17 protein-coding genes are annotated in these 21,742 nt (G+C 72.6%); 5 read left to right on the top strand and 12 right to left on the bottom strand.

Features of this window, described 5'->3' with window-relative positions:
* The first annotated feature begins 165 nt into the window (after positions 1-165).
* The 5 genes from F4562_RS06925 (at position 166) to F4562_RS06945 (ending at position 6,232) form a co-directional block, all read left to right on the top strand.
* On the top strand, positions 166-1,167 hold the full coding sequence (locus tag F4562_RS06925; RefSeq protein ID WP_184543703.1) for an ABC transporter permease: 1,002 nt from the start codon (positions 166-168) through the stop codon (positions 1,165-1,167).
* A 17-nt stretch (positions 1,168-1,184) separates the two neighbouring features.
* Positions 1,185-2,978 carry an ABC transporter substrate-binding protein gene (locus F4562_RS06930; protein ID WP_184543701.1) on the top strand — a complete coding sequence of 598 codons (1,794 nt, stop codon included), beginning with the start codon at positions 1,185-1,187 and terminating at the stop codon, positions 2,976-2,978.
* A 128-nt stretch (positions 2,979-3,106) separates the two neighbouring features.
* Positions 3,107-4,087: an ABC transporter permease gene (locus F4562_RS06935; RefSeq protein ID WP_184543699.1), complete on the top strand. Its 981-nt coding sequence runs from the start codon at positions 3,107-3,109 to the stop codon at positions 4,085-4,087.
* A gap of 13 nt (positions 4,088-4,100) precedes the next feature.
* Complete coding sequence (locus F4562_RS06940; protein ID WP_311734094.1) at positions 4,101-5,102, top strand: ABC transporter ATP-binding protein; 1,002 nt, start codon at positions 4,101-4,103, stop codon at positions 5,100-5,102.
* 71 nt (positions 5,103-5,173) lie between these two features.
* Positions 5,174-6,232: an ABC transporter ATP-binding protein gene (locus F4562_RS06945; protein WP_246473818.1), complete on the top strand. Its 1,059-nt coding sequence runs from the start codon at positions 5,174-5,176 to the stop codon at positions 6,230-6,232.
* 208 nt (positions 6,233-6,440) lie between these two features.
* Here the strand turns inward: F4562_RS06945 and rpe are convergent, their stop codons facing one another.
* The 12 genes from rpe to F4562_RS07005 form a co-directional block, all read right to left on the bottom strand.
* A complete protein-coding gene (gene rpe, locus F4562_RS06950; protein ID WP_184543693.1) occupies positions 6,441-7,094 on the bottom strand; it encodes a ribulose-phosphate 3-epimerase in 654 nt (217 codons plus the stop codon).
* Between the two features lie 135 nt (positions 7,095-7,229).
* Positions 7,230-8,927, bottom strand: a complete 1,698-nt coding sequence (locus tag F4562_RS06955; protein ID WP_246473376.1) for an RsmB/NOP family class I SAM-dependent RNA methyltransferase — start codon at positions 8,925-8,927, stop codon at positions 7,230-7,232.
* 5 nt (positions 8,928-8,932) lie between these two features.
* Entirely contained in the window at positions 8,933-9,862 is a 930-nt protein-coding gene (gene fmt / locus F4562_RS06960) for a methionyl-tRNA formyltransferase (RefSeq protein WP_184543691.1), read from the bottom strand.
* 5 nt (positions 9,863-9,867) lie between these two features.
* A complete protein-coding gene (gene def / locus F4562_RS06965) occupies positions 9,868-10,416 on the bottom strand; it encodes a peptide deformylase (RefSeq protein ID WP_184543689.1) in 549 nt (182 codons plus the stop codon).
* Positions 10,417-10,501: 85 nt separating this feature from the next.
* Positions 10,502-11,884: a hypothetical protein gene (locus F4562_RS06970; protein ID WP_184543687.1), complete on the bottom strand. Its 1,383-nt coding sequence runs from the start codon at positions 11,882-11,884 to the stop codon at positions 10,502-10,504.
* A 40-nt stretch (positions 11,885-11,924) separates the two neighbouring features.
* Complete coding sequence (locus F4562_RS06975; protein ID WP_311734093.1) at positions 11,925-13,589, bottom strand: hypothetical protein; 1,665 nt, start codon at positions 13,587-13,589, stop codon at positions 11,925-11,927.
* 49 nt (positions 13,590-13,638) lie between these two features.
* A complete protein-coding gene (locus F4562_RS06980) occupies positions 13,639-15,951 on the bottom strand; it encodes a primosomal protein N' (RefSeq protein ID WP_311734092.1) in 2,313 nt (770 codons plus the stop codon).
* 74 nt (positions 15,952-16,025) lie between these two features.
* Positions 16,026-17,012, bottom strand: a complete 987-nt coding sequence (locus F4562_RS06985) for an ABC transporter ATP-binding protein (protein WP_184543685.1) — start codon at positions 17,010-17,012, stop codon at positions 16,026-16,028.
* Positions 17,009-18,019, bottom strand: coding sequence for an ABC transporter ATP-binding protein (locus F4562_RS06990; protein WP_184543683.1), 1,011 nt, complete (start codon positions 18,017-18,019; stop codon positions 17,009-17,011). The genes F4562_RS06985 and F4562_RS06990 overlap by 4 nt, the downstream gene beginning before the upstream one ends.
* A 45-nt stretch (positions 18,020-18,064) precedes the next feature.
* Positions 18,065-18,991 carry an ABC transporter permease gene (locus tag F4562_RS06995; protein WP_184543681.1) on the bottom strand — a complete coding sequence of 309 codons (927 nt, stop codon included), beginning with the start codon at positions 18,989-18,991 and terminating at the stop codon, positions 18,065-18,067.
* Positions 18,957-19,886: an ABC transporter permease gene (locus F4562_RS36225; RefSeq protein ID WP_184543679.1), complete on the bottom strand. Its 930-nt coding sequence runs from the start codon at positions 19,884-19,886 to the stop codon at positions 18,957-18,959. Before F4562_RS36225 ends, F4562_RS06995 begins: the two co-directional genes overlap by 35 nt.
* A 13-nt stretch (positions 19,887-19,899) precedes the next feature.
* Entirely contained in the window at positions 19,900-21,522 is a 1,623-nt protein-coding gene (locus F4562_RS07005; RefSeq protein WP_184543676.1) for a peptide ABC transporter substrate-binding protein, read from the bottom strand.
* Between the last annotated feature and the right edge of the window lie 220 nt (positions 21,523-21,742).

The following is a 21,742-nucleotide window of genomic DNA, read 5'->3' on the forward strand; positions in this document are numbered from 1 at the left end:
TCTTCCATACAACCCCCCGCAATAGTCAACGGAATTAAAGCTACAAACAGATGGAAGTTGCACAACAAAAATACGACTAGGCTCTAGACCATTGATTTGCCACCGCGTGTTTTGCGATGGTTCCAGGGATCACGCTCAGCCATGCTCGTTGGGGGCTCCCGCACGATGACCATCCCTGCACCAGCCGCGACCACCACCGGGGAGACACCCTCGCCGAAGGCGCCGGTGACGGTCGGCCGTTCCCCCAGTCAGCTGATGTGGCTGCGTTTCCGCCGCGACCGCACCGGCCTCGTCTCCGCCGGGGTGGTGATTTTCTTCCTCCTCGTCGCGATCCTCGCGCCGGTCATCTCCATGCTCTACGGCAAGGACCCGTACACCCTCTACGGGCAGGAGAACCCGGGCCTGCTGAACGACTACGGCTACCCGGTCCTGCCCAACGGGGGCATCAGTTCGGAGTTCTGGTTCGGTATCGAGCCGGGCCTCGGCCGGGACGTCTTCACGCAGCTCGTCTACGGGATCAGGACCTCCCTGGCGATCGCGATGACCGCGACGGTCCTCATCTCGATCATCGGCATCGTCATGGGCATCGTCGCCGGATACGCCGGGGGCAGGACCGACTACTTCATCGGCCGGCTGATCGACATCGTCCTGTCGTTCCCCTCGACGCTGTTCATCATCGCGTTCATCCCGGTGGTGGAGAACCTCTTCGTCAAGCCGGACGAGAACACCCCGATCTGGCTGCGGGTGGTGACCCTCATCGGCCTGCTGACGGCGTTCGGGTGGGCCGGCATCGCCCGGCTGCTGCGCGGCCAGGTGCTCTCCATGCGCGAGCGGGAGTTCGTCGAGGCCGCCAAGGTGACCGGCGCCTCGCCCTCCCGCATCATCTTCAAGGAGCTGCTGCCCAACCTGTGGACGCCGATCCTGATCCAGTCGACGCTGCTGCTGCCCGCGATGGTCACCGCCGAGGCGGCCCTGTCCTTCCTGGGCGTCGGAATGATCGAGCCGATCCCCGACTGGGGCCGCATGTTCCGGCGCGGGACCGAGATCTACATGAACGACATCACCTACCTGATCTTCCCCGGTGTCGCCCTCCTGGTCTTCGTGGTCGCGTTCAACCTGCTCGGTGACTCGATCCGCGACGCCTTCGACCCCAAGCTCAAGCGATAGATCCGAATAGGAGAGAGATGAAAGTGCGCAAGCGGTCAGCAGTGGCCGTTCTCGCCGCAGGCGTCCTCGCGCTGACCAGCGCGTGCGCCGCCGGCAACCAGGGCGCCCCCGCGGCCCCCGGCGGTGGCACCGGTGCCTCCGGTGGCGCCGCGGCGCCGGCCGCTACCTACACCCCCCCGAAGATCACGCTCGGCACCGCCGACGACTCCAAGGGCCCGGCCATCGCGCCGGAGGGCGTCGTCAAGGGCGGCACGGTCACGATGATCGACCGCGACGACATCGGCCACCTCGATCCCGGCCAGAGCTACGTCAACACCATGACGAACTTCGGCCTGCTGGTCCACCGCACCCTGACCGGCTACAAGCGCGTCGCCAAGGGCGACTACAAGCTGGTCGGCGACCTGGCCACCGACGCCGGCACCCCCTCCGACGGCGGCAAGACCTGGACCTTCACCCTCAAGGACGGGGTGAAGTGGGAGGACGGCACGCCGATCACCTCCGACGACGTCAAGTGGACGATCGAGCGGACGTTCGCCCCCTACATCACCCAGGGCCCCACCTACGTCCAGCAGTGGCTGACCGAGGTCGACCACAAGAAGGCATACAAGGGCCCGTACGACGGCAAGCGCCTGGACGCCATCGAGACGCCCGACGACAAGACGATCGTCTTCAAGTTCAAGACGCCGCACGCCGACGCCAACTACGCCTTCGCCATGGGCGGCTACGCCATCGTGCCCAAGGCCAAGGACACCAAGGAACAGTACGACAAGAAGCCCTTCTCCGCCGGGCCGTACGTCATCAAGAGCCACGTGCCCGACAAGTCGATGGAGCTGGAGCGCAACCCGCACTGGGACCCGGCCACCGACCCGATCCGCGGCGCCTACCCCGACAAGTGGCGTCTGGAGTTCGGTCAGGAGGCCCTGCAGATCACCGACCGCCTGATGGCCGACACCGGCCCGGACCAGACGGCGTTCACCTTCTACGCCACCGTCCCGCCGGAGCGGCTCCAGCAGGTGCTCGGCGACGCGTCGCTGGCCCCGCGCCTGATGAAGAGCCCGTCGCCGTACGGCAACTACTACTACTTCAACCTCGACCGGGTGAAGGACATCAAGATCCGCCAGGCCGTCAACCACGCCTGGCCGTCCAAGCAGATCCAGCAGGTCATGGGCGGCCCGGCCGCCGCGGCGCTGCCCACCACGATCCTGAACGAGAACACCACGGTCGGCTACCAGGCCTACGACCTGTTCGGCAAGGACGCCAAGCCCGAAGGTGACATCGAGAAGGCCAAGCAGCTGCTGGCCGAGTCGAGCAACCCGACGCCGACCATCGTCTACGCCTACAACCAGACCCCGGTCCAGGAGCAGGTCACCATCGTGATCAAGAACGCTCTGGAGAAGGCCGGCATCAAGGTCGTGACCAAGCCGCTGGACCGCAAGACCTACTACGACTCCATCGGCAAGGTGAAGAACGACTTCGACCTGTACTGGGGCGGCTGGGGCGCCGACTGGCCGTCGGGCTCGACGGTCATGCCGGTCATCTTCGGCCCGGTCGGCGACGGTGCGCCGAACTACTCGCACCTGAAGGACGAAGAGCTCACCAAGAAGATGAACGACATCATGGCCATGGAGGACCTCGACGCGGCCAATGCGGCGTGGATGGCCCTGGACAAGGAGATCCAGGAGAAGATCACTCCCCTGGTCGTGGCGGAGAACCGGATCGCCAACACGCTCCACGGCTCCAAGGTGGGCGGCGCCGAGATCGACCCGCAGTCGTGGGTCGTCTCGCCGAACACCATCTTCGTGAAGCAGTGACGCCCACGAAAGCGTAGGAGACACCGAAAGGGCCGCGATCCCGTGCGGGGGAGAACCCCTCTCACGGGGTCGCGGCCGGGGCCGGAGAAGGCCCCGCAGCGGTCCCAGCCACCTCGGGAAAACAGGCAATGCTTCCATTCATCATCCGCCGCCTCCTCGGCGCCGCGGTCACCCTTCTGATCATCGCCGCGGTCACGTTCTTCCTCTTCTTCATGGTGCCCGGCGACGTGGCGAGACTCTCCTGCGGCAAGGTCTGCCCGCCCGAGCTGCTGGAGCAGGCGCGGCACAACCTCGGGCTGGACAAGCCCGTGGTCGTCCAGTTCGTGACCTGGCTGGCCGGCATCTTCGTCGGCCGCGACTACGAGGGCCTGGGCCACTGCCCGGCTCCCTGCCTCGGTTACTCCTTCGTCAACCGGGCACCGGTGTTCGAGACGATCCTGGACCGGCTCCCGCTGACCGTCTCGCTCACCATCGGGGCCGCGGTCATCTTCTTCACCTTCGGCGTGGCGACGGGCATCATCGCGGCGCTGCGGCAGGGCAAGCCGCTGGACAAGATCGCCAGCGTGTCGTCCCTGATCGGCGCCTCGGTGCAGATCTACTTCATCGGCACGCTCGCGCTGTACTTCCTCGTCTACCAGAACCAGATATTCGCCCGGCCCAAGTACGTGCCGCTCACCGAGGACCCGATCGCCTGGATGACCGGCCTGCTGCTGCCCTGGCTGGTGCTGTCGATCATCTTCACCGCCAACTACACCCGTATGACGCGTTCGACGATGGTGGAGCAGCTCGGTGAGGACTACGTCCGCACCGCGCGGGCCAAGGGCATGTCGGGCCGCTCGGTCGTGCTGAGGTTCGCCATGCGCGGCACCCTGACACCGATCATCACCATCCTGGGCGTGGACCTCGGCACCCTGATCGGCGGGGCGATCATCACCGAGACGACCTTCGGCCTGCAGGGCCTCGGGCAGCTCTCGATCAGGGCCGTCACCAACTCCGACCTGCCCATGCTGATGGCGACGGTGCTCGTCGCGGCCGGGGCGATCGTCATCTTCAACATCATCGTCGACATCCTGTACGCCGTCATCGACCCCCGCGTGCGGCTGGGCTAGGAGCTTGAAGAAAGTGTCAACTCCGTTCCTCTCGGTCCGTGACCTGACCGTCGACTTCCACACCGAGGACGGCGTCGTCCACGCGGTGAACGGGCTCTCCTTCGACGTGGAGAAGGGCACCACGCTGGGGATCGTGGGCGAGTCCGGGTCGGGCAAGTCGGTGACCAACCTGACCGTGCTGGGCCTGCACAACCCGGAGACCACCAAGATCAGCGGTGAGATCCTGCTGGACGGCCAGCAGCTGATCGGTGCCCCCCGCTCCACCATGGAGAAACTGCGCGGCAACAAGGTCGCGATGATCTTCCAGGACCCGCTGACGGCGCTCTCGCCGTACCACACCATCGGCCGGCAGATCGGCGAGGTCTACCGCAAGCACACCGGCGCCAGCCGGGAGAAGGCCAGGCAGCGCGCGATCGAGATGCTGACGCGGGTCGGCATCCCCCAGCCGAAGCTGCGGGTGGACGACTACCCGCACCAGTTCTCCGGCGGCATGCGGCAGCGCGCGATGATCGCGATGGCCCTGGTGTGCGACCCCGACCTGCTGATCGCCGACGAGCCGACCACCGCCCTGGACGTGACCGTGCAGGCCCAGATCCTGGACCTGCTCAAGGATCTCCAGGACCAGACCGGCACCTCGATCATCCTGATCACCCACGACCTCGGCGTGGTCGCCAACACCGCGCACAACGTACTGGTGATGTACGCCGGGCGGGCGGTGGAGCGCGGCACGGTCAGGGAGGTGCTGCATGAGCCCCGCCACCCCTACACCTGGGGACTGCTGGCCTCGATGCCCAGCCTGGGCTCCTCGGTGGACGTGCCGCTCCAGCCGGTCCGCGGCACCCCGCCGAGCCTGATCAACATCCCGGCCGGCTGCCCGTTCCACCCCCGCTGCGACTACATGCAGCTGGCCGGTCCGGAGATCTGCCGGACCGAGCGGCCCGAACTGTCCCCGCACCGCGGCCACGGCGACGCGTGCTACCTGACCCTCGCCCAGAAGAGGGAGATCCACAAGTGAGCGAGACAACCGGCGAGGCCCGCGGCGAGGCGCTGCTGGAGCTGTCCGGGCTGGAGAAGCACTTCCCCGTCATGGGCGGCTTCGTCATCAAGCGGCAGGTCGGCCGGGTTCACGCGGTCGACGGCGTCGACCTGACGGTGCACGCCGGTGAGACGCTGGGCCTGGTCGGCGAGTCGGGCTGCGGCAAGTCCACCACCGGCCGGCTGGCCGCCCGGCTGCTGGAGCCCAGCGGCGGCAGCATCCGCTACCGGGGGCAGGAGATCGGCCACGCCGGCCGCAGGGAGCTCAAGCCCATCCGGGCCGAGATCCAGATGATCTTCCAGGACCCGTACTCCTCGCTCAACCCCCGCCACACCGTGGGCAGCATCATCAGTGGCCCCATGGAGATCAACGGCATCAACCCGCCGGGCGGCCGGGACAAGCGGGTCCGGGAACTCCTGGAGATCGTCGGCCTCAACCCCGAGCACTACAACCGGTTCCCGCACGAGTTCTCCGGCGGCCAGCGGCAACGCATCGGGGTGGCGCGCGCGCTCTCCCTCAACCCGAAGCTGATCATCGCCGACGAGCCGGTCTCCGCCCTGGACGTCTCCATCCAGGCGCAGGTCATCAACCTGCTGCAGGACCTCCAGCGGGACCTGGGCATCGCGTTCCTGTTCATCGCGCACGACCTGGCGGTGGTCAGGCACTTCTCGCAGCGGGTCGCGGTCATGTACCTCGGCAAGATCGTCGAGATCGCCGACCGGACCTCCCTGTACGAGCGTCCCCGCCACCCGTACACGCACGCGCTGCTGTCGGCGGTGCCGGAGGTGCTGGAGGACGAGCGGCCGCGCGAGCGCATCCGCCTGGCCGGGGACGTCCCCTCCCCCGTCAACCCGCCGTCCGGCTGCCGCTTCCGTACCCGCTGCTGGAAGGCGCAGGAGAAGTGCGCGCAGGAGGAGCCGCCCCTGGTGTGGCTGGAGGGCAACGCCGAGGGGCACCTGACCGCCTGCCACTTCCCCGAGGAGCCCACCGTGCACGGCCATGACGTGGTGCTGGACCCGGCTCTGCGAGCCGATCCGTCGCACCCGCAGACGGATGCGGTGTCCGAGACGGGGCCTCTCAAGGGGTCCGTCAAGAAGCCTCTCGGATAGGCGCTCCGGCCCGCCGGGCGTGCCGTCCCCGGACGTCGCCGGCGGCGGGGCGTGATCGACGGCGAAGACCTCCGACGCGGTGAAGGTGCCCGAGGCTCCACACCGCACGGAGGTCTTCGCGTTTCACCGTGACGCCCGCCCTGGAACTCAGGGGACACCCGCCGTGGGACTCACCGTGACGCCCGCCCTGGGACGCCCGCCCGGGCCGTCAGCCGCCGGCCAGCGCGCGCAGGGCGTCGACCGCACCGGCCGGGTCGTCCGTGCCGTAGACGGCGTTGCCGGCCACGAAGACGTCCGCGCCGGCCTCGGCGCACCGCTCGATCGTCCCGACGGCGATGCCGCCGTCCACCTGGAGCCACACCTGGCCGCCGTGCCTGCCGATGAGCTCACGAGCCCGGCGGATCTTGGGCAGCACGAGGTCGAGGAACTTCTGCCCGCCGAAACCGGGGTCGACGGTCATCAGCAGGAGCATGTCGACCTCGCCGAGCAGGTCCTCGTACGGCTCGACGGGGGTGGCCGGGTTCAGCGCGAGCCCCGCCCTGGCGCCGGCGCCGCGGATCTGCCGCAGCGTGCGCACCGCGGCCTTGGCCGCCTCGGCGTGGATGGTCACGCTGCCCGCCCCCGCCTCGGCGTAGGCCGGGGCCCACCGGTCGGGATCCTCGATCATGAGGTGGCAGTCGAGCGGCGTCGAGGTCGCTTTGAGCAGGGACTCGACGACCGGCAGGCCGAGGGTCAGGTTGGGCACGAAGTGGTTGTCCATGACGTCCACGTGCAGCCAGTCGGCGTTGGGCACCGCCGCCGCCGCCTCCGCGAGACGGGCGAAGTCGGCGGACAGGATGCTGGGCGAGATCTGTACGGCCATGATTGGCAGATTCTACGAGGCGCGCCGGCACCTCCGGTCACCGGTGGGTCCGCCGGGGGCGCCGCCGCGTTCACCGGGGGCGGTGCGCTCACCGGGACGCCCCGGACCGGATGGCCGGGGCGTCCCGGTGAGCGCTCAGCGGCGGCGCAGCAGCGCCAGGAACATGGCGTCGGTGCCGTGGCGGTGCGGCCAGAACTGCGCGTACGGCCCGTCGCCCAGGCCCTCGACCTCGGGGAGATAGGCGCGGGCGTCCAGCGTCTCGACGTCGTCCCGGCGGCGCAGCAGGTCTCCGACCACGGTGACGGTCTCGGCCAGGTGCGGCGAGCAGGTCACGTACGCCACGACGCCGCCGGGCCGGACGGAGTCGACGGCGGAGCCCAGCAGGTCGCGCTGGAGCCGGCCCAGCTCCGCCAGGCTCCTCGGGTCGCGGCGCCAGCGCGCCTCGGGACGGCGGCGCAGCGCTCCCAGCCCGGTGCAGGGGGCATCCAGCATGACGCGGTCGAACGCCCCGGGCCGCCAGGCGGGCACGGTGCCGTCGGCGGTGATCACCGCCGCCTGGCGGGTGGTCCGCCACACCAGCCGGGCCCGGTGATACTGCACCTCGGCGGCGACCAGGTGCGCGCCGCCGCCGAAGGCGGCCGGACCGGCCGCCCCGGGAGCGGAGCCCGGCCGCGCGGACGCGCCGGAGGCCGCCGGGACGCCCGCGGGGTCCCCGTGGATCGCGATGGCGTCGAGCAGGCCGGCCTTGCCGCCCGGACCGGCGCACATGTCGAGCCAGCGGGAGTCGCGGCCCGGGACCGGGACGCGCGTCAGAGCCAGGGCCACGAGCTGGCTGGCCTCGTCCTGGACGGCGGCCCGCGACTCGGCCACGGCGAGGACCGCCGCGGGGTCGCCCTCGGCGAGATAGGCCCCGTAGGGGGAGTACGCGGCCGGTTCGGCACCGGAGGCCACGAGCTCCTCGACCGTCGACCGGCCGGGACGGGCGACCAGGGCCACCCGGGGACGCTCGTTGTCGGCCGCGAGCAGCGCGGCGGTCTCGTCCGCGTCGCCGCCCACGGCGTCGCGCAGCGCGTCGACGATCCACCGGGGGTGGCTGTGGGCCACGGCCAGATGGCCGACCGGGTCGGCGGCCGGGTCGGGGGCGACGATCGCCAGCCACTGCTCCAGGGACCGGGTGGAGACCTTGCGCAGCACGGCGTTGGCGTACTTCGACGCCCCGGCGCCCACCCGCAGCCGCACCAGGTCGACCGTCGTGCCGACGGCGGCGTGCGGGGGGATCCGGGTCTTGAGGAGCTGGTGCACACCCAGGCGGATGGCGTCGAGCAGCGGCGGATCGATGTCCTCCGGTGCCCGGTCGCTGCATGCGGCGACGACCTCGTCGTAGGTGCCGAGACCGCGCAGGGTGCCGTAGGCCAGCTCGGTGGCCAGGCCCGCGTCGCGCCCGGACAGGCGGCGTTCACGCAGCAGCGTGGGCATCAGCAGGTTGGCGTAGGCGTCACGCTCGTCGACGGCGCGCAGCAGGTCGTAGGCGGCGTTGCGCGCCTCGTCACGGACCGGCCTGGCCGGACGCGTACCCCGGCCGCCCGGCCGCCCGGCGCCTCCGCCCTGCGGACGTGGAGCGCCGCCGCGTCGCCCGGAGCCCTGACCCCCGCGACCACCGGAACCCTGCCCTCCGAAGCCCTGCCCCCCGGAAGCCGCGCCTGCGGACCCCTTACCGCCGGCCCCCTGGCCGCCACGCCCGCCGGAGCCCTGACCGCCCCGGCCGCGTGCGCGGCCGCCTGAGCCGTGATCGCCGCCGCGCGCAGCGCCGCCGCCCTTACCCCCGCTGTTCATGATCTCTACGCCAGCCGATCCTCGTCGCCGGGCCGCACACCGCGGGCCCACTCCACCGCCTGCATCAGGCGCTTGCCCTGCGGCTGCACCTCGCCCAGCTCGACCGGGTGGGTGGCGGTGCCGACCAGGACGGAGTGCTTGGACGCCGCGATCCGGCCGGGGGCCAGGGCGGGGGCGTCCGGGACGGGACGCACCGGGCCGAGCTTGACCCGCGTGCCGCGGAACCCGGTCCACGCACCCGGGGCCGGGGTGCAGGCCCGGATGAGACGGTCGACCCGCATGGCGGGCGCCGCCCAGTCGACCCGGGCGTCGTCGACACCGATCTTGGGGGCGAGGCTCACGCCGTCCGCGGGCTGCGGCACGGCCTCCAGCTTGCCGTCCTCGATCCCGTCGAGGGTCGCCAGCAGCAGCTCCGCGCCGGACTCGGCGAGGCGGGCCAGCAGCTCGCCGCTGGTGTCGGCGGGCCGGACCTCCTCGGTGACCACACCGTAGACCGGGCCCGCGTCCAGCTCCCTGACGATCCGGAAGGTGGACGCGCCGGTGATCTCGTCGCCGTGCAGCACGGCGTGCTGCACGGGAGCCGCGCCGCGCCAGGCGGGCAGCAGCGAGAAGTGGAGGTTGACCCAGCCGTGCCGGGGGACGTCGAGGGCGGCCTGCGGCAGGAGCGCGCCGTAGGCGACCACCGGGCAGCAGTCGGGGCCGATCTCCCGCAGCCGCTCCAGGAAGGCGGGGTCACCGGCCTTCTGCGGCCGGAGCACCTCGACGCCCGCCTCCTCGGCGAGCTCGGCGACGGGGCTCGGGTGAACCCTCCGGCCCCTGCCCGACTGGGCGTCCGGCCGGGTGACGACGGCGACGACGTCATGACGGGGCGAGTCGAGCAGGGCCCGCAGCGACGGCAGGGCGGTGTCCGGGGTTCCGGCGAAGACCAGGCGCACGTTTCCTACAGAGCCTTCCCTTGGGTGGCGTGCGGGGAGAACTTGAACGTGGGGGCCGACAGCCCGCTCCACTCGGCCTCGCGGATCGCCTTCATCGCGATCTTGCGCTGCCGGGGGTCCATCCGGTCGATGAACAGCACACCGTCGAGGTGGTCGGTCTCGTGCTGGAAGCAGCGGGCCATCAGGTCGGTGCCCTCCAGGGTCACCGGCTCGCCGTGCATGTTGAAGCCGGTGGCCACGGCGCGCACCGCCCGCGGCGTGGGGAACGACAGGCCGGGGAAGGACAGGCAGCCCTCCTCGCCCTCCTCGTCCGCCTCGTCGGACAGGTCGAGGTTGGGGTTGATCAGATGCCCGAGCTGGTCGTCGACGTAGTAGGTGAAGACCCGCAGCCCGACCCCGATCTGCGGCGCGGCCAGCCCGGCTCCGGGGGCGTCCATCATCGTGTCGGTGAGGTCCTTGACGAGCCTGCGCAGCTCCTTGTCGAAGTCTTTCACCGGATCGGCGGGGGTGCGCAGCACCGGGTCGCCGAAGAGGCGGATGGGCTTGACGGCCAACGAGGATCTCCTCACGCTCACGGGGGGATTCACCAAGTCTAAGGGCCCTGCCCGCCTCCCTCGGGCGTGCCGGGACGAAAGCGGCCTAGCGGGAACGGGCCTTCATCGCGGCCTTGCGGGCCGACTTGGCCACCGCGGCGTTGGCGTGGTGCGCACCCAGCATGTCGAGGACGGTGATCGTGTCGGGGTGGTCGGCCAGGGCCATCTCCTCGACGACGCGGACCAGGTCCTCGCCGGGTTCGAGCGCGTCGAACTCGCATATCGCCTCGGAGACGTCGCCGCGCTCCAGCATGGCGGCGAGCGCGTCGACCGCGAGCCAGGTGTTGTCGGCGGGCGTGAGGGCCGGCGCGGGCAGGTCGCGGATGTGCAGCCAGGAGGCGGCGTAACGCCACATGGCCGGCTCGGCGAGGGCCTCCCGCAGCGGGGCCTCGGCCTCGGGGCCGAGTTCCTCCAGGATGGAGCCCGCGGTGCCGCGCCGGCCCGCGGTGCCGGAGGCGGCGATCTTGACCAGTTCGCGGGCGGCGGCCTCGGGGTGGCGGGACTCCAGCCACACCGTGACGGCGCTGGGGGCGGCGGAGCCCGCCAGGATCGCCTCGACCAGCTCGTCCGCGCACATGCCGGCGAACACCGCGACCTCGGCGCCGGTCGGCGCGTCGTGGCCCTCGCGCAGCAGGTCCTGCCGGACGGCCCACACGCCGAGCGGGGTGAGCCGGGGCCATCCCGCGGGCGACCGCTCGACGAGCCCGCAGTAGCCCAGGAGCGACAGCGCCGCCTCCAGCTGCCCGGGCAGCGCGGCGGCCAGCGCCCGCATCTCGGCCGGGCGGGCCTGGCAGGCCACCTCGTGCGACTGCAGGACGCCCTTGACGAGGGTGGCGGCGGACAGGCCGTCACGCACGGCGTACAGTGTGGCGAGCATCTCGGCCAGATGGTCGTCGATCACCCGCGACCCGGTCAGGTCCTCGTCGGCGCGGTCGAGGACGTCCATGACCACGCCGTCCCAGAACTCCAGCAGCACCGGGTGCGGCAGGTCCGGCGAGGGCTCGAACGGGCCGCGGGTGACCGTGCCCCGGGAGATGCGCAGCATCCCGGTGTTGACCGCGACCACCCAGAGCAGGTGGAGCCGGGCCGGGCCGGGCAGAGCGAGCTCGGAGCACGGCAGGAACGGGTCGGGCAGCAGCCCCTCCGGGGTGACCCGGCGGGTGCCGGTCCAGTCGGCCAGCCGTCGCGCGTCGAGCACCAGCGGGACCCGGAGCACGGCCCGCGCGAGCTCGGCCTCGGGGGCCGGCTCGACCGGCGGGAAGCTCAGCGCGTCGCCGCGGCGCGGGGGGCGGGCGTGGCCGCCGCCGGCGGGGACGGTGTGGTCGAGAACGGCCGCCCGCAGCTCACGGGGTGCCGCTCCCAGCTCGTCGACCAGCCTGCGGAGCTCGTCGAGGTCGAAGACGTTGCCGCTGTTCCCGCTCTTTGCCACCCGTGAAACTTACTGCACTCACGCCCCACGCATACACGGCTCAGCCGATGGCGCGGGAACGTGCCTTGAAAGCCGCCTTGCGGGCGGCCTTGGCCACGTTGTGGTCCCGCAGGGAGCGGCCGAGCAGTTCGAGCACGTCGACGACCTCGGGGTGGTCGACCCGCCACATCTCCTCGATGAGGTGGGCCGGGGGGCCGGAGGCCGACATGTTCTCGGCGAACGTCTCGGGGTCGTCCTCGGCGGCGGGGATGGCCAGGGCGAGCATGTCGACGCTCATCCAGAGCACCTCCTCCTGGGTGAGCGCCGGGGCGGACAGGCCGCGGGAGGTCAGCCAGTGGACGGCGTGCGGACGCAGCTCGGCGTCGCCCAGGAAGGCTCGCACCGCCGTCTCGGCCTCGGGGCCGAGACGGTCGACGATCGTCACCGCGACCCCCCGGGCGACCGACGGCGCCCCGGAGACCGCACCCAGCAGCTCGGCCGCGGCCTGGAGCGGCGTCCGGTTGGCCAGCCACGCCCGGATGTCGGTCTCGGCGGCCTCGGCGGGCATCCCGGAGAGCAGGCCCTCGATCAGCTCGGAGGCGTCCGCCGCGGCCAGGTCGGGCGCCTCCGGCGCCTCCATGCCCAGGCCCGTGTACAGGCTCCGCAGGCCCCACACGGCCAGCGGGGTGAGCTCCAGGACCTCCTCGCCCGGCTCGACGAGGCCGCAGTAGGCCAGCCGCCGTACCGCCTCGGGGACGTCGATCCCGCCGTCGTCGACCAGACCGATCTCCTCCAGGTAGTCGCCCACGAGGGAGACCGGCACCGGCGCCTGGAGCCGGTAGAGCATGTCGCACAGGCCGTAGAGCTCCTCGTCGAGGGAGACGTCGCCGGTCACGGCGCCGCCGGTGTCCTTCTCGACGACGAACTCGACCGCGGCGGCCCAGACCTCGAGCGGGTCGAACCCGTCGCCGTCGAAGACCGCGGTGCCCTGGACCTCGACCAGGCCGGTGTGGACCGCCAGCCTCCACAGCAGCCCGGGGTCGGCCACGCCGAGCTGGGCGGTCGCCTCGGCGGCGTCGCGGACCCTGAGCCGGCCCTTGACGGTCGGGGTGCGGCCCCCGGCGAGCATCCACTGGACCAACCGGCGGGCGTCGGTCAGCAGGGGCACCCGGGCGGCGTCGCGGGCGAGCGTCTCGGGCGGGGCGAGCCGGACCGCGGGCAGCGGCGAGCAGCCGGGACAGTCGCACTCCTCGGCGACGGGCCGCTCGTCCGCGCCGGAGACCGACAGGCCGGAGACCGGCAGGACGACGCCCTTCTCCAGCGCGTCGGCGCCCATGGCGCTGAACAGGCTCTTGGCCATGCCGAACCGGGAGGTGTCGGCCAGGGCGATCGGCATCTCGGGCTCGATGCGGTCCAGGACGCTCCGCATCCGGTTGGCCATCTTGCCGCCGATCTCCTCGGTGTCCAGGAGGAAGTCGACGAGGGTACGGGCCGCGGCGACGGTCTCGGGGGCGCTCTCCGGCGGCGCGATGACCTTGCGCGGATAGATGTTGAGCAGCAGTTCCTCGAAGGCGACCGGGGTGAAGTCACCCAGCTCGTGCACGTCCAGGTAGTCGCTCGCGTAGTCGCAGAGCAACCGGACCTCGTCCACGTCAACGTCCAGGCCTTGCGCACGCCCCCACGCACGCAGGTCGTCTACGGCCCGATTCACCCATTCGATCGACACAGGGGAAAATTAACGGCTTACTGCCAGCACCGCGAATCGGGGAAACAACTCAAATCACATCGAGCGGGTCAATGCATACCTTGACCACGTCCGGGGCCTTGCGCGCCGAGCGCACCCCGGCGGCCCCCTTGAGCGCCGTGGCCAGCGCCGCTCCGGAGCCGCGCGGGATGCGCACCATGGCACGTTCCCGCACGTCGTCGGCGTGCGGCGGGTCCACGGGGACCGGGCCGAGCACCTGGGCGTGGCCCGGAAGCGTCATCTCGGCGAGCATTTCCCTGACTGCGGCGGAAGATCCGGTAAGCGTCGCCATTCTTACCGCCGGGGGGAAACCGAGTTCTGTCCTGTCGGCCAGTTCCCGTTCGGCGTGGGTGACGGGATCCCAGCGCAGCAACGCCTGCACCGCGGGCACCGAGGAGTCGGCCAGCACGACCAGCTCGGCCCGGGGCCGCAGCAGCGCCGCGGCGTTCATCCACCGGCGCAGCGTCTCCTCGGCCGCGCGCAGGTCGGGGCGGCCGAGCAACGCCCAGCCGTCCAGCAGCACCGCCGCGGCGTACCCGCCCTCCGGTACCGGCTCGGCGCCCGGCGTGGCCACCACCAGGGCACGGCCGGCGTCGACCGTGGCGAGCACCCCGTCCTTGCCGGAGGTCCTGACCGGGACGGAGGGGAAGGCTCGCCCCAGTTCCTCCGCCGTGCGCCGGGCGCCGACCACCAGGGCCCGGACCCGGGCCCCGCCGCACGCCGGGCAGCGCCACTCGCCGGCGATCCGGCCGCACCAGCGGCAGTAGGGGACGGCGTGGCCGCCGCGCAGCGCGAACGGCCCGCCGCAGTGCCCGCAGCGCGCGGGGGCCCGGCAGCTCTGGCAGGCGAGGGCGGGCAGGTAGCCCCGCCGGGGGACCTGCACCAGCACCGGGCCGGTGTCGAGACCCGCCCGCAGGGTGCGCCAGGCGAGACTGGGCAGCCTGGCGGCCCTGGCCGCCTCGTCCCTGGCCAGTTCCGAGTCCTGCCCGGCGGGGCGGACCCGCGGGGCCCTGGCCCTGACCGTCTCGCGGGCGGGGGTGATCGGCCCGGCCCAGCCTGCGGCGATGAGCTGGGTGGCCTCCGCCGTGCGGGCGTACCCGCCGATGAGCAGGGCCGCCCGCGCCTGGTGGGCACGCAGGGCGAGGACCTCCCTGGCGTGCGGGTACGGGGCGAGCCGTTCGGCGTGCAGGTCGTCGCCGTCGTCCCAGACGACGGCCAGGCCGAGATCCCGCACCGGGGCGAACGCGGCGCCCCGGGTGCCCGCGACGGCGCGCACCTGCCCCCGGGCCGCCCGCAGCCATCTGCGGTAGCGCTCGGCGGGCCCCAGGTCGGCGGAGAGGGCCACGTGCCCGCCGGGGCCCAGCACGGCGCCGAGCGCCGCGTCGACCAGCGCCAGGTCCTTGCCGTCGGGCACGACCACGAGGGCTCCCCTGCCCGCGCGCAGGGTCTCCCGTACGGCCGCCGCGACCGCCGCGGGCCATCCGGGGCCGTCGGGGCCGGTGCCGGGCAGCGCGGTCCACACGGCCCGCGGGCAGTCGCCGGCGGCCAGCGCCGCGAGGAACGCGGGGCCGTCCGGATACTCCGCCCACGGCCCCGGCGGAGCGACCGGGCCGGGCCCTGCGCTCGCCGGGCCGGGGGCCGTCTCCGGCGTCGCGTCCCGGGCGTCCCGGGCGTCCCGCGGAACCGGGCCGCAGGACGCGACCGCCCCGGCACGGGCGGGGACCGGGCCGGACGGCGAAGCGGCGGGCGGGGTGACGGACGGCGAAGAGGCGGGCGGGGCGACGGTCTCGGCCTCGACCCGGGCGTGCCGGGGCGGGACCGCCAGCCGCAGGATGTCGGCGAGGGTGCCGGCGTAGCGGTCGGCCACGGCGCGGGCCAGCCGGGCGATCTCGGGGGTGAGCACGGGCTCGGCGGAGACGACCCGCTCCAGGCGGGTCAGCGTGCCCTGGTGTTCGGTGGTCTCGGCCCGCTCCAGCAGGAACCCGTCGACGAGCTTGCCCGCGAACCGGACCCGGACCCGGCAGCCCGGCACCGCCTCGGCGTCCAGGGTCGCCGGGACGAGGTAGTCGAACGGCCGGTCGAGGTGCGGCAGGGGGTTGTCGACGGCGACCCGGGCGACCGGGAGCCGGGCGGCGGGCTCCGGAACGCCCTTGGCGGCCCCTGCCGCTCCGGCCGCACCCGGCGTCCCCCTCGCCACCCGGGCCGCTCCCCGCGTCTCCTCGGCCCGCTGGGGGGCTCCCGCGGCCCCCTCCGGCGCCGCCCCGTCGCCGGGTGCGGGACGCTCGCGCACGGCGTCGAGCGGCAGCAGGGCACCGTCGTCCGGGGAGAGGCTGGTGTGGGTCACCCACTTGTCCTACCAGATGCCGGAGACCGCGGACGCGACCCGCGGCCCGCCCGCGGGAGGGCACGGCCCGGCGGCTACCGGCCGGCGAGGTGGCAGGCCGCCAGGTGGCCGGGGCGGGCGACAGGGGCGAGGACCGGCGGCAGCCGGCGGCAGTCCGCCACCGCGACGGGGCAGCGGGGATGGAAGGAGCAGCCCGGGGGCACGTCCACCGGGCTCGGCGGCTCACCCGTCAGGACGATCTCCCGCCGGGTGCCGCGCGAGGCCGGATCGGGCACGGGCGCGGCCGACAGCAGCGCCCGCGTGTAGGGGTGGGCGGCGTGCTCGTACACGTCGGACGCGGAACCGGTCTCGACGACCCTGCCGAGGTACATCACCGCGACCCGGTCGGCGAGGTGCCGCACCACGCCCAGGTCGTGCGCGATGAAGACGTACGCGAGCCGGAACTCCTCGCGCAGCCGCTCCAGCAGGTTGACGATCTGCGCCTGCACCGAGACGTCCAGCGCCGAGACGGGCTCGTCGCAGACCAGCACGTCCGGCCGCAGGGCCAGAGCGCGCGCGATGCCGACCCGCTGCCGCTGGCCGCCGGAGAACTGGTGGGGGAAACGGCCGGAGTGGTCGGGGTTGAGCCCCACCACCTCCAGCAGTTCGCGCACCCGCTCCTCCCGCCGCCCGCGCGGCACGAGGTCGGGGTGGACCTCGTACGGCTCACGGACGATCTCGGCGACGGTCATGCGCGGGTCGAGCGAGCCGTAGGGATCCTGGAAGACGAGCTGGACATGGCGCCGGGCCCGGCGCAGCTCGGACCCGCGCATCCGGTGCAGCGGCATGCCGAGCACCGTCACCTCGCCGGAGCCGGGCCGGTCCAGCGCGGTGAGCACCCTGGCTAGGGTCGACTTGCCGCACCCCGACTCGCCCACGATGCCCAGTGTCTCCCCCCTGGCCAGGGTGAGGCTCACCCCGTCCAGGGCCCGGACCCGGCCGACCACGCGCCGCAGCACCGCGCCCCGGGTGACCGGGAAGTGCCTGACCACGTCGCGCGCCTCCAGCACCGTCTCGGTCACGGCGTCACCCTCTCCCATTCGTGGCAGGCGGTGAGCCTGCCCGGTCCGATCTCGTGCGCCACGGGGACGTGGGCACAGGCCGCCGTGGCGTACCCGCAGCGGGGCCGGAACGCGCACCCGGGAAGCGGCCTGGCCGGGTCGGGCGGGACACCGGGGATCACCTTCAGCCGGCGGCCTCGCAGGTCCGGCCGGGGAACGGCCTCCAGCAGCGCCTCGGTGTACGGGTGGGCGGGGCGGGCGTACACCTCCAGGGCGGTGCCGCGCTCCACCACCCGCCCGGCGTACATGACGGCGACCCGGTCGGCGATGTCGGCGACGACGCCCATGTCGTGGGTGATGAGCACGAGCCCCGTGCCGTGCTCGCGCTGGATCTCCGCCAGCAGGCGGATGATCTGCGCCTGCACGGTCACGTCGAGGGCGGTGGTCGGCTCGTCGGCGATGATCAGCCGCGGCCTGAGCGCGATGGCGAGCGCGATGCCGACGCGCTGGCGCATGCCGCCGGAGAACTGGTGCGGGTAGTCGCCCGCCCGCCGGGCCGCCGAGGGGATGCGCACCGCGTCGAGCGCCGCGACGGCCTCGCGGTGGGCGTCCTTCCTGGACATGCCGCGGTGTGCGCGGAACAGCTCGGCGATCTGGTGGCCGACCGTGAGCACCGGGTTCAGCGCGGACAACGCGTCCTGGAAGACCATGGCGACGACGGTGCCGCGCAGCCGGCGCCTGCCCTCCTCGGGCAGCGCGAGCAGGTCGACGCCGCGCAGCCGCACGGCACCCGCGACCACCCTTCCCCGGGGCGGCCGGACCAGCCCCATGATCGCGCGGGCGGTCACGCTCTTGCCGCTGCCCGACTCGCCCAGCACGGCGAGCGTCTCGCCGGCCTCCACGGTGTAGCCGACGCCGTTGAGCACGCGGACCGCCCCGTGCGGGGCCGCGAACTCCACATGCAGGTCCTCGACGGCGAGCAGGGGCGCCGAGCCGTCGAAACCCGGTGACGATTCCAGCGGGCCCATGGCGCACGCCCTTCCTGTCGGACTTCCTGTCGGTCGCACCGGCGCCTACCGGAGCCGGGGGTCGAAGGCGTCGCGGAGGGCGTCGCCGAGGAGCACGAAGCTGAGCACCGTCACGGTCAGGAAGACCGAGGGGAACAGCAGCAGGTGCGGGGCCGAGGTGAAGTACTGCTGGGCGGTGTTGAGCTGCACCCCCCAGGAGATCGCCGGGGTCTGCAGCCCGACGCCGAGGAAGGTGAGCGCCGACTCCGAGGCGATGACGAGGCCCACGTTGAGGCCGGCCAGGACCGCGACCGGGCCGAAGGAGTTGGGCAGCACGTGGCGGAGCAGGATCCGCGGGGCGCTCGCGCCGATGCCGCGCGCCGCGGCGACGTACTCGGTGCTCGCCGCGGCGAGCACCGAGCCCCGCATGACGCGGGCCAGGACCGGCCAGCCGAACAGGACCAGCACCCCGGCGACCGCGACCTCGTTGTGCACGCTGAGCGTCTGCAGGATGACGATCATCCCGACGAGTGAGGGGAAGCCGAAGAACACGTCCATGACGCGGCTGACGAGGGCGTCCACCCAGCCGCGGAAGTAGCCCGCCAGCAGGCCCAGGACCACGGCGATCGCCAGCATCCCGGCCGTGGCCAGGAGCGCGATGAGCACCGAGGAGCGCGCGCCGTACACGACGTTGCTGTACAGGTCGCAGCCCTGGATGTCGAAGCCGAACGGGTGGCCGGGGGTGGGCGGGAGCCCGCTGTCGGCCAGGTCGCACCGGCGCGGGTCGCCGTGGCCGAACCAGCCGGCGAACGCCGGCGGGAAGGCGGCCATCGCGCAGACCAGCAGCACGAAGACGGCCGGGACGAGGAACGAGGGCCGCCGCCGCAGCCGGCGCCAGGGGCCGGAGCCGGGGCCCGGCCGCTTCACCGGGGACCCGGCCAGGGGCTCGGCCGGGGGCTCAGTCGAGGCGGATGCGGGGGTCGAGGATGCCATAGAGCAGGTCCACCATCAGGTTCACCAGCAGGAAGACGATGACGAGGAGGGTCCCGACACCGACGACGACGGGGCCGTCGTGCTGCGGGACGGCGACGAAGATCTGGTAGCCCAGGCCGGGCAGGTTGAAGATCCCCTCGATCAGGACGGTGCCGCTGAGCAGGTAGCCGAGGCTCACCCCGAGCAGCGACACCACCGGGACCAGCGAGTTGCGCACCACGTGCCACAGGACCACGGTCCGGCGGGGCAGGCCCTTGGCGATCGCGGTGTCGACGTGGTCGGCGCCCAGGTTGTCCAGCACGCTCGTGCGGGTCAGCCGGGCCACCTGCGGCAGCCCGTACAGGGCGAGGACCAGGCCGGGCAGCACGTAGGCGAGCGGCCAGCCCGCCTCCGTGCCCGACACCGGGAGCCAGCCGAGGTTGACGCCCAGCACGATCTGCGCGACGTAGGCGACCACGAAGAACGGCACGCCCATCAGGAAGGTGGTCCCGGCCAGGACCAGCATGTCCGCCGCCCGGCCGCGGCGGACGCCGGCCAGGGTGCCCAGCGGCACCCCGATCACCGCGGTGAACAGCCACGCGGTCAGGCCGAGCTGAAGGGTGACCGGCCAGCTCGCCGCGATGATCTCCGAGACCGGACGCCCGCTGAAGCTGACGCCCAGGTCGCCGCCGAGCAGCCCTCGCAGGTAGAGGCCGTAGCGGATCAGGAGCGGCTCGTCCAGGTGGTACCGCTCGCGCATCGCCTGCGCGAGCGAGGGCGAGACCACCTGGTTCGGGCCGGCCAGGGCCTGGACCGGGTCCCCGGGCAGGGCATAGACCGCGACGTAGATGATGAAGGTGGTCCCGAAGAGGACCGGAACCGCCATGAGCAGCCGGCGGACGATGTACCCACCCACGGGACGACCTCCCTCAGCCGACCGTGACCGCGGAGAGGGCGACCCCGCCGAGGAACTCGGGCTTCACCCCGCCGACCTCCGCCGAGTGCGGCAGGCCGCCGACCGGCCAGAAGAGCGGCGCGAGTGGCAGGCCGCCGAGGGCGTGCCCGGTGGCCCGGCGGGTCAGCCCGACGGCCTCGTCGGGCCCGGCGCCCGCCGCCTCGGCCATCAGGGAGGCGAACTCCTCGTCGGCGTACCCGGTGACGTTGGCGGCCGAGCCCTTGGTGAAGAGCTGGTCGGCCAGCGCGTACAGGTGCGGGTACCCCGCGCCCATGTAGAGCAGCACCGGGCCGTCGATCTTCTTGGCCGTCATGTTGGGGTAGAGCTGGTCGACGGGCTGGGCCTGCGTCGTGACGGCCTCGATGCCGAGGTTGGCACGGAGCTGGTTGCCGATGGCCTCCAGGATCACGGTGTTCAGCGGGTCCTGGTAGGTCCACAGCTTCAGCGGGCCCTTCCAGCCCCCCGCCTCGGCGAGCAGCGTCCTGGCCTTCGCCGGGTCGTACGTGCACGCGGAGCACTCGTCCGCGCCCCCGCCGGGGACGGTCGTCCCGGCCAGGCCGGTGGCGGGCCGGCCGAAGCCCCGCAGCAGCGACTTCACGATCGCCTGCCGGTCCACGGCGTGCGAGAACGCCTGGCGGACCCGGACGTCGGAGAAGCGCTCGTCCCAGAGCGGGAAGCCGAGATACATCAGCGCGGGGAACGGCGCCTGGACGAGGCGGTCCTTGAACTGGGTGGACGCGCTGGTGAGGTTGTTGCCGCTGACCAGGGTGACGTCGATGTTGCCCGCCTGCAGGTCGCGGTAGGCGGCGCCCTCGTCCTGGTAGGACTTCACCTCGATCCGCTCGGCGTTGCCGGGCGTGCCCGCGTACCCGGCGAACCTCTTCAGGCTCACCTTCGTCGCGCCGGTGACGATCCCCTCGCCCTCCATCTGGTACGGACCGTTCCCGATGGGCTTGCGGTCGAAGGCGTCGGCGCCGGTGAGCGCGGCCTTGGGGACCGGTGCGAAGGCCGACTGGGCCAGCACGTACGGCAGCAGTGCCAGCGGCTTGTCGAGGGTGACCTTCAGGGTGTCGGTGCCGGTGACCTCGACCCCGGAGAGGGTCTCGGCCTTGGGTTTCCCCTCGGCGGGGTTCAGGTCCACGTACCCCTTGAAGTTCGCGAACATGTAGTTGTTGGTGTAGGCGTTGGGGCCGTAGGCCGTGGCGTTCCACGAGTCGGCGAAGGACTGGGCGGTGACAGGCTCACCGTTGTGGAACGTCCACCCCTTCTTGATCTTGATGGTCCAGACCTTGTTGTCCTCGGACTCGATCGACTCGGCCACCGCGTTGACGGCCTTGCCGGTCGCCGTGTCGACCTTCGTCAGCGGGGTGTAGATGGCGTAGTCGACGTTCGAGCCGACCGCCTTGCCCGGCAGGAAGTGCGACAGGAAGTAGGTGGTCACGCCCACCGAGTAGGTCTTCTCGCCGGCCGGCGCGGCACCGCCGCCCGCCCCGCCGGAGGCGCCGGAGCAGGCCGCGAGGGTGACGGCCAGGGCTCCGGCGGCGGCCGCGGCCGCCGCCCGGCGGATCCCTCGGGCTCGTGGTGATCGGTCAGACATCTGCTGGCACCTCCATTGGTGCGTGCGGGGAAGGTCCAGATGCGGCAGCTGCCGGGTGACGTGGGGGGGTGTTCCTACGCTCCACCGGGTGAGGGGGCGATCGCCTGGGGTCGAGCGTGCCACAGCGGAGCCGGGCGGTTCATTGTCGGAGAGGTTCAACCGCGCGGTGTCCCTTTGTCTCCCGCAACAGTGGGCCACCGTCCGGTGACTCCCGCGTTTC

Origin of the sequence: Streptosporangium becharense (assembly GCF_014204985.1) — a bacterium.
Classification (GTDB): Bacteria; Actinomycetota; Actinomycetes; order Streptosporangiales; family Streptosporangiaceae; genus Streptosporangium; species Streptosporangium becharense.

What these genes read in the sequence shown, in the direction of transcription:
- F4562_RS06955 (WP_246473376.1), bottom strand. Translation starts at nt 8,927, where the DNA reads ATGAACAGCGGGGGTAAGGGCGGCGGCGCTGCGCGCGGCGGCGATCAC.
- F4562_RS06945 (WP_246473818.1), top strand. Translation starts at nt 5,174, where the DNA reads ATGGGCGGCTTCGTCATCAAGCGGCAGGTCGGCCGGGTTCACGCGGTC.
- F4562_RS06990 (WP_184543683.1), bottom strand. Translation starts at nt 18,019, where the DNA reads ATGGGCCCGCTGGAATCGTCACCGGGTTTCGACGGCTCGGCGCCCCTG.
- F4562_RS06995 (WP_184543681.1), bottom strand. Translation starts at nt 18,991, where the DNA reads ATGGCATCCTCGACCCCCGCATCCGCCTCGACTGAGCCCCCGGCCGAG.
- F4562_RS06930 (WP_184543701.1), top strand. Translation starts at nt 1,185, where the DNA reads ATGAAAGTGCGCAAGCGGTCAGCAGTGGCCGTTCTCGCCGCAGGCGTC.
- rpe (WP_184543693.1), bottom strand. Translation starts at nt 7,094, where the DNA reads ATGGCCGTACAGATCTCGCCCAGCATCCTGTCCGCCGACTTCGCCCGT.
- F4562_RS06925 (WP_184543703.1), top strand. Translation starts at nt 166, where the DNA reads ATGACCATCCCTGCACCAGCCGCGACCACCACCGGGGAGACACCCTCG.
- F4562_RS07005 (WP_184543676.1), bottom strand. Translation starts at nt 21,522, where the DNA reads ATGTCTGACCGATCACCACGAGCCCGAGGGATCCGCCGGGCGGCGGCC.
- F4562_RS06935 (WP_184543699.1), top strand. Translation starts at nt 3,107, where the DNA reads ATGCTTCCATTCATCATCCGCCGCCTCCTCGGCGCCGCGGTCACCCTT.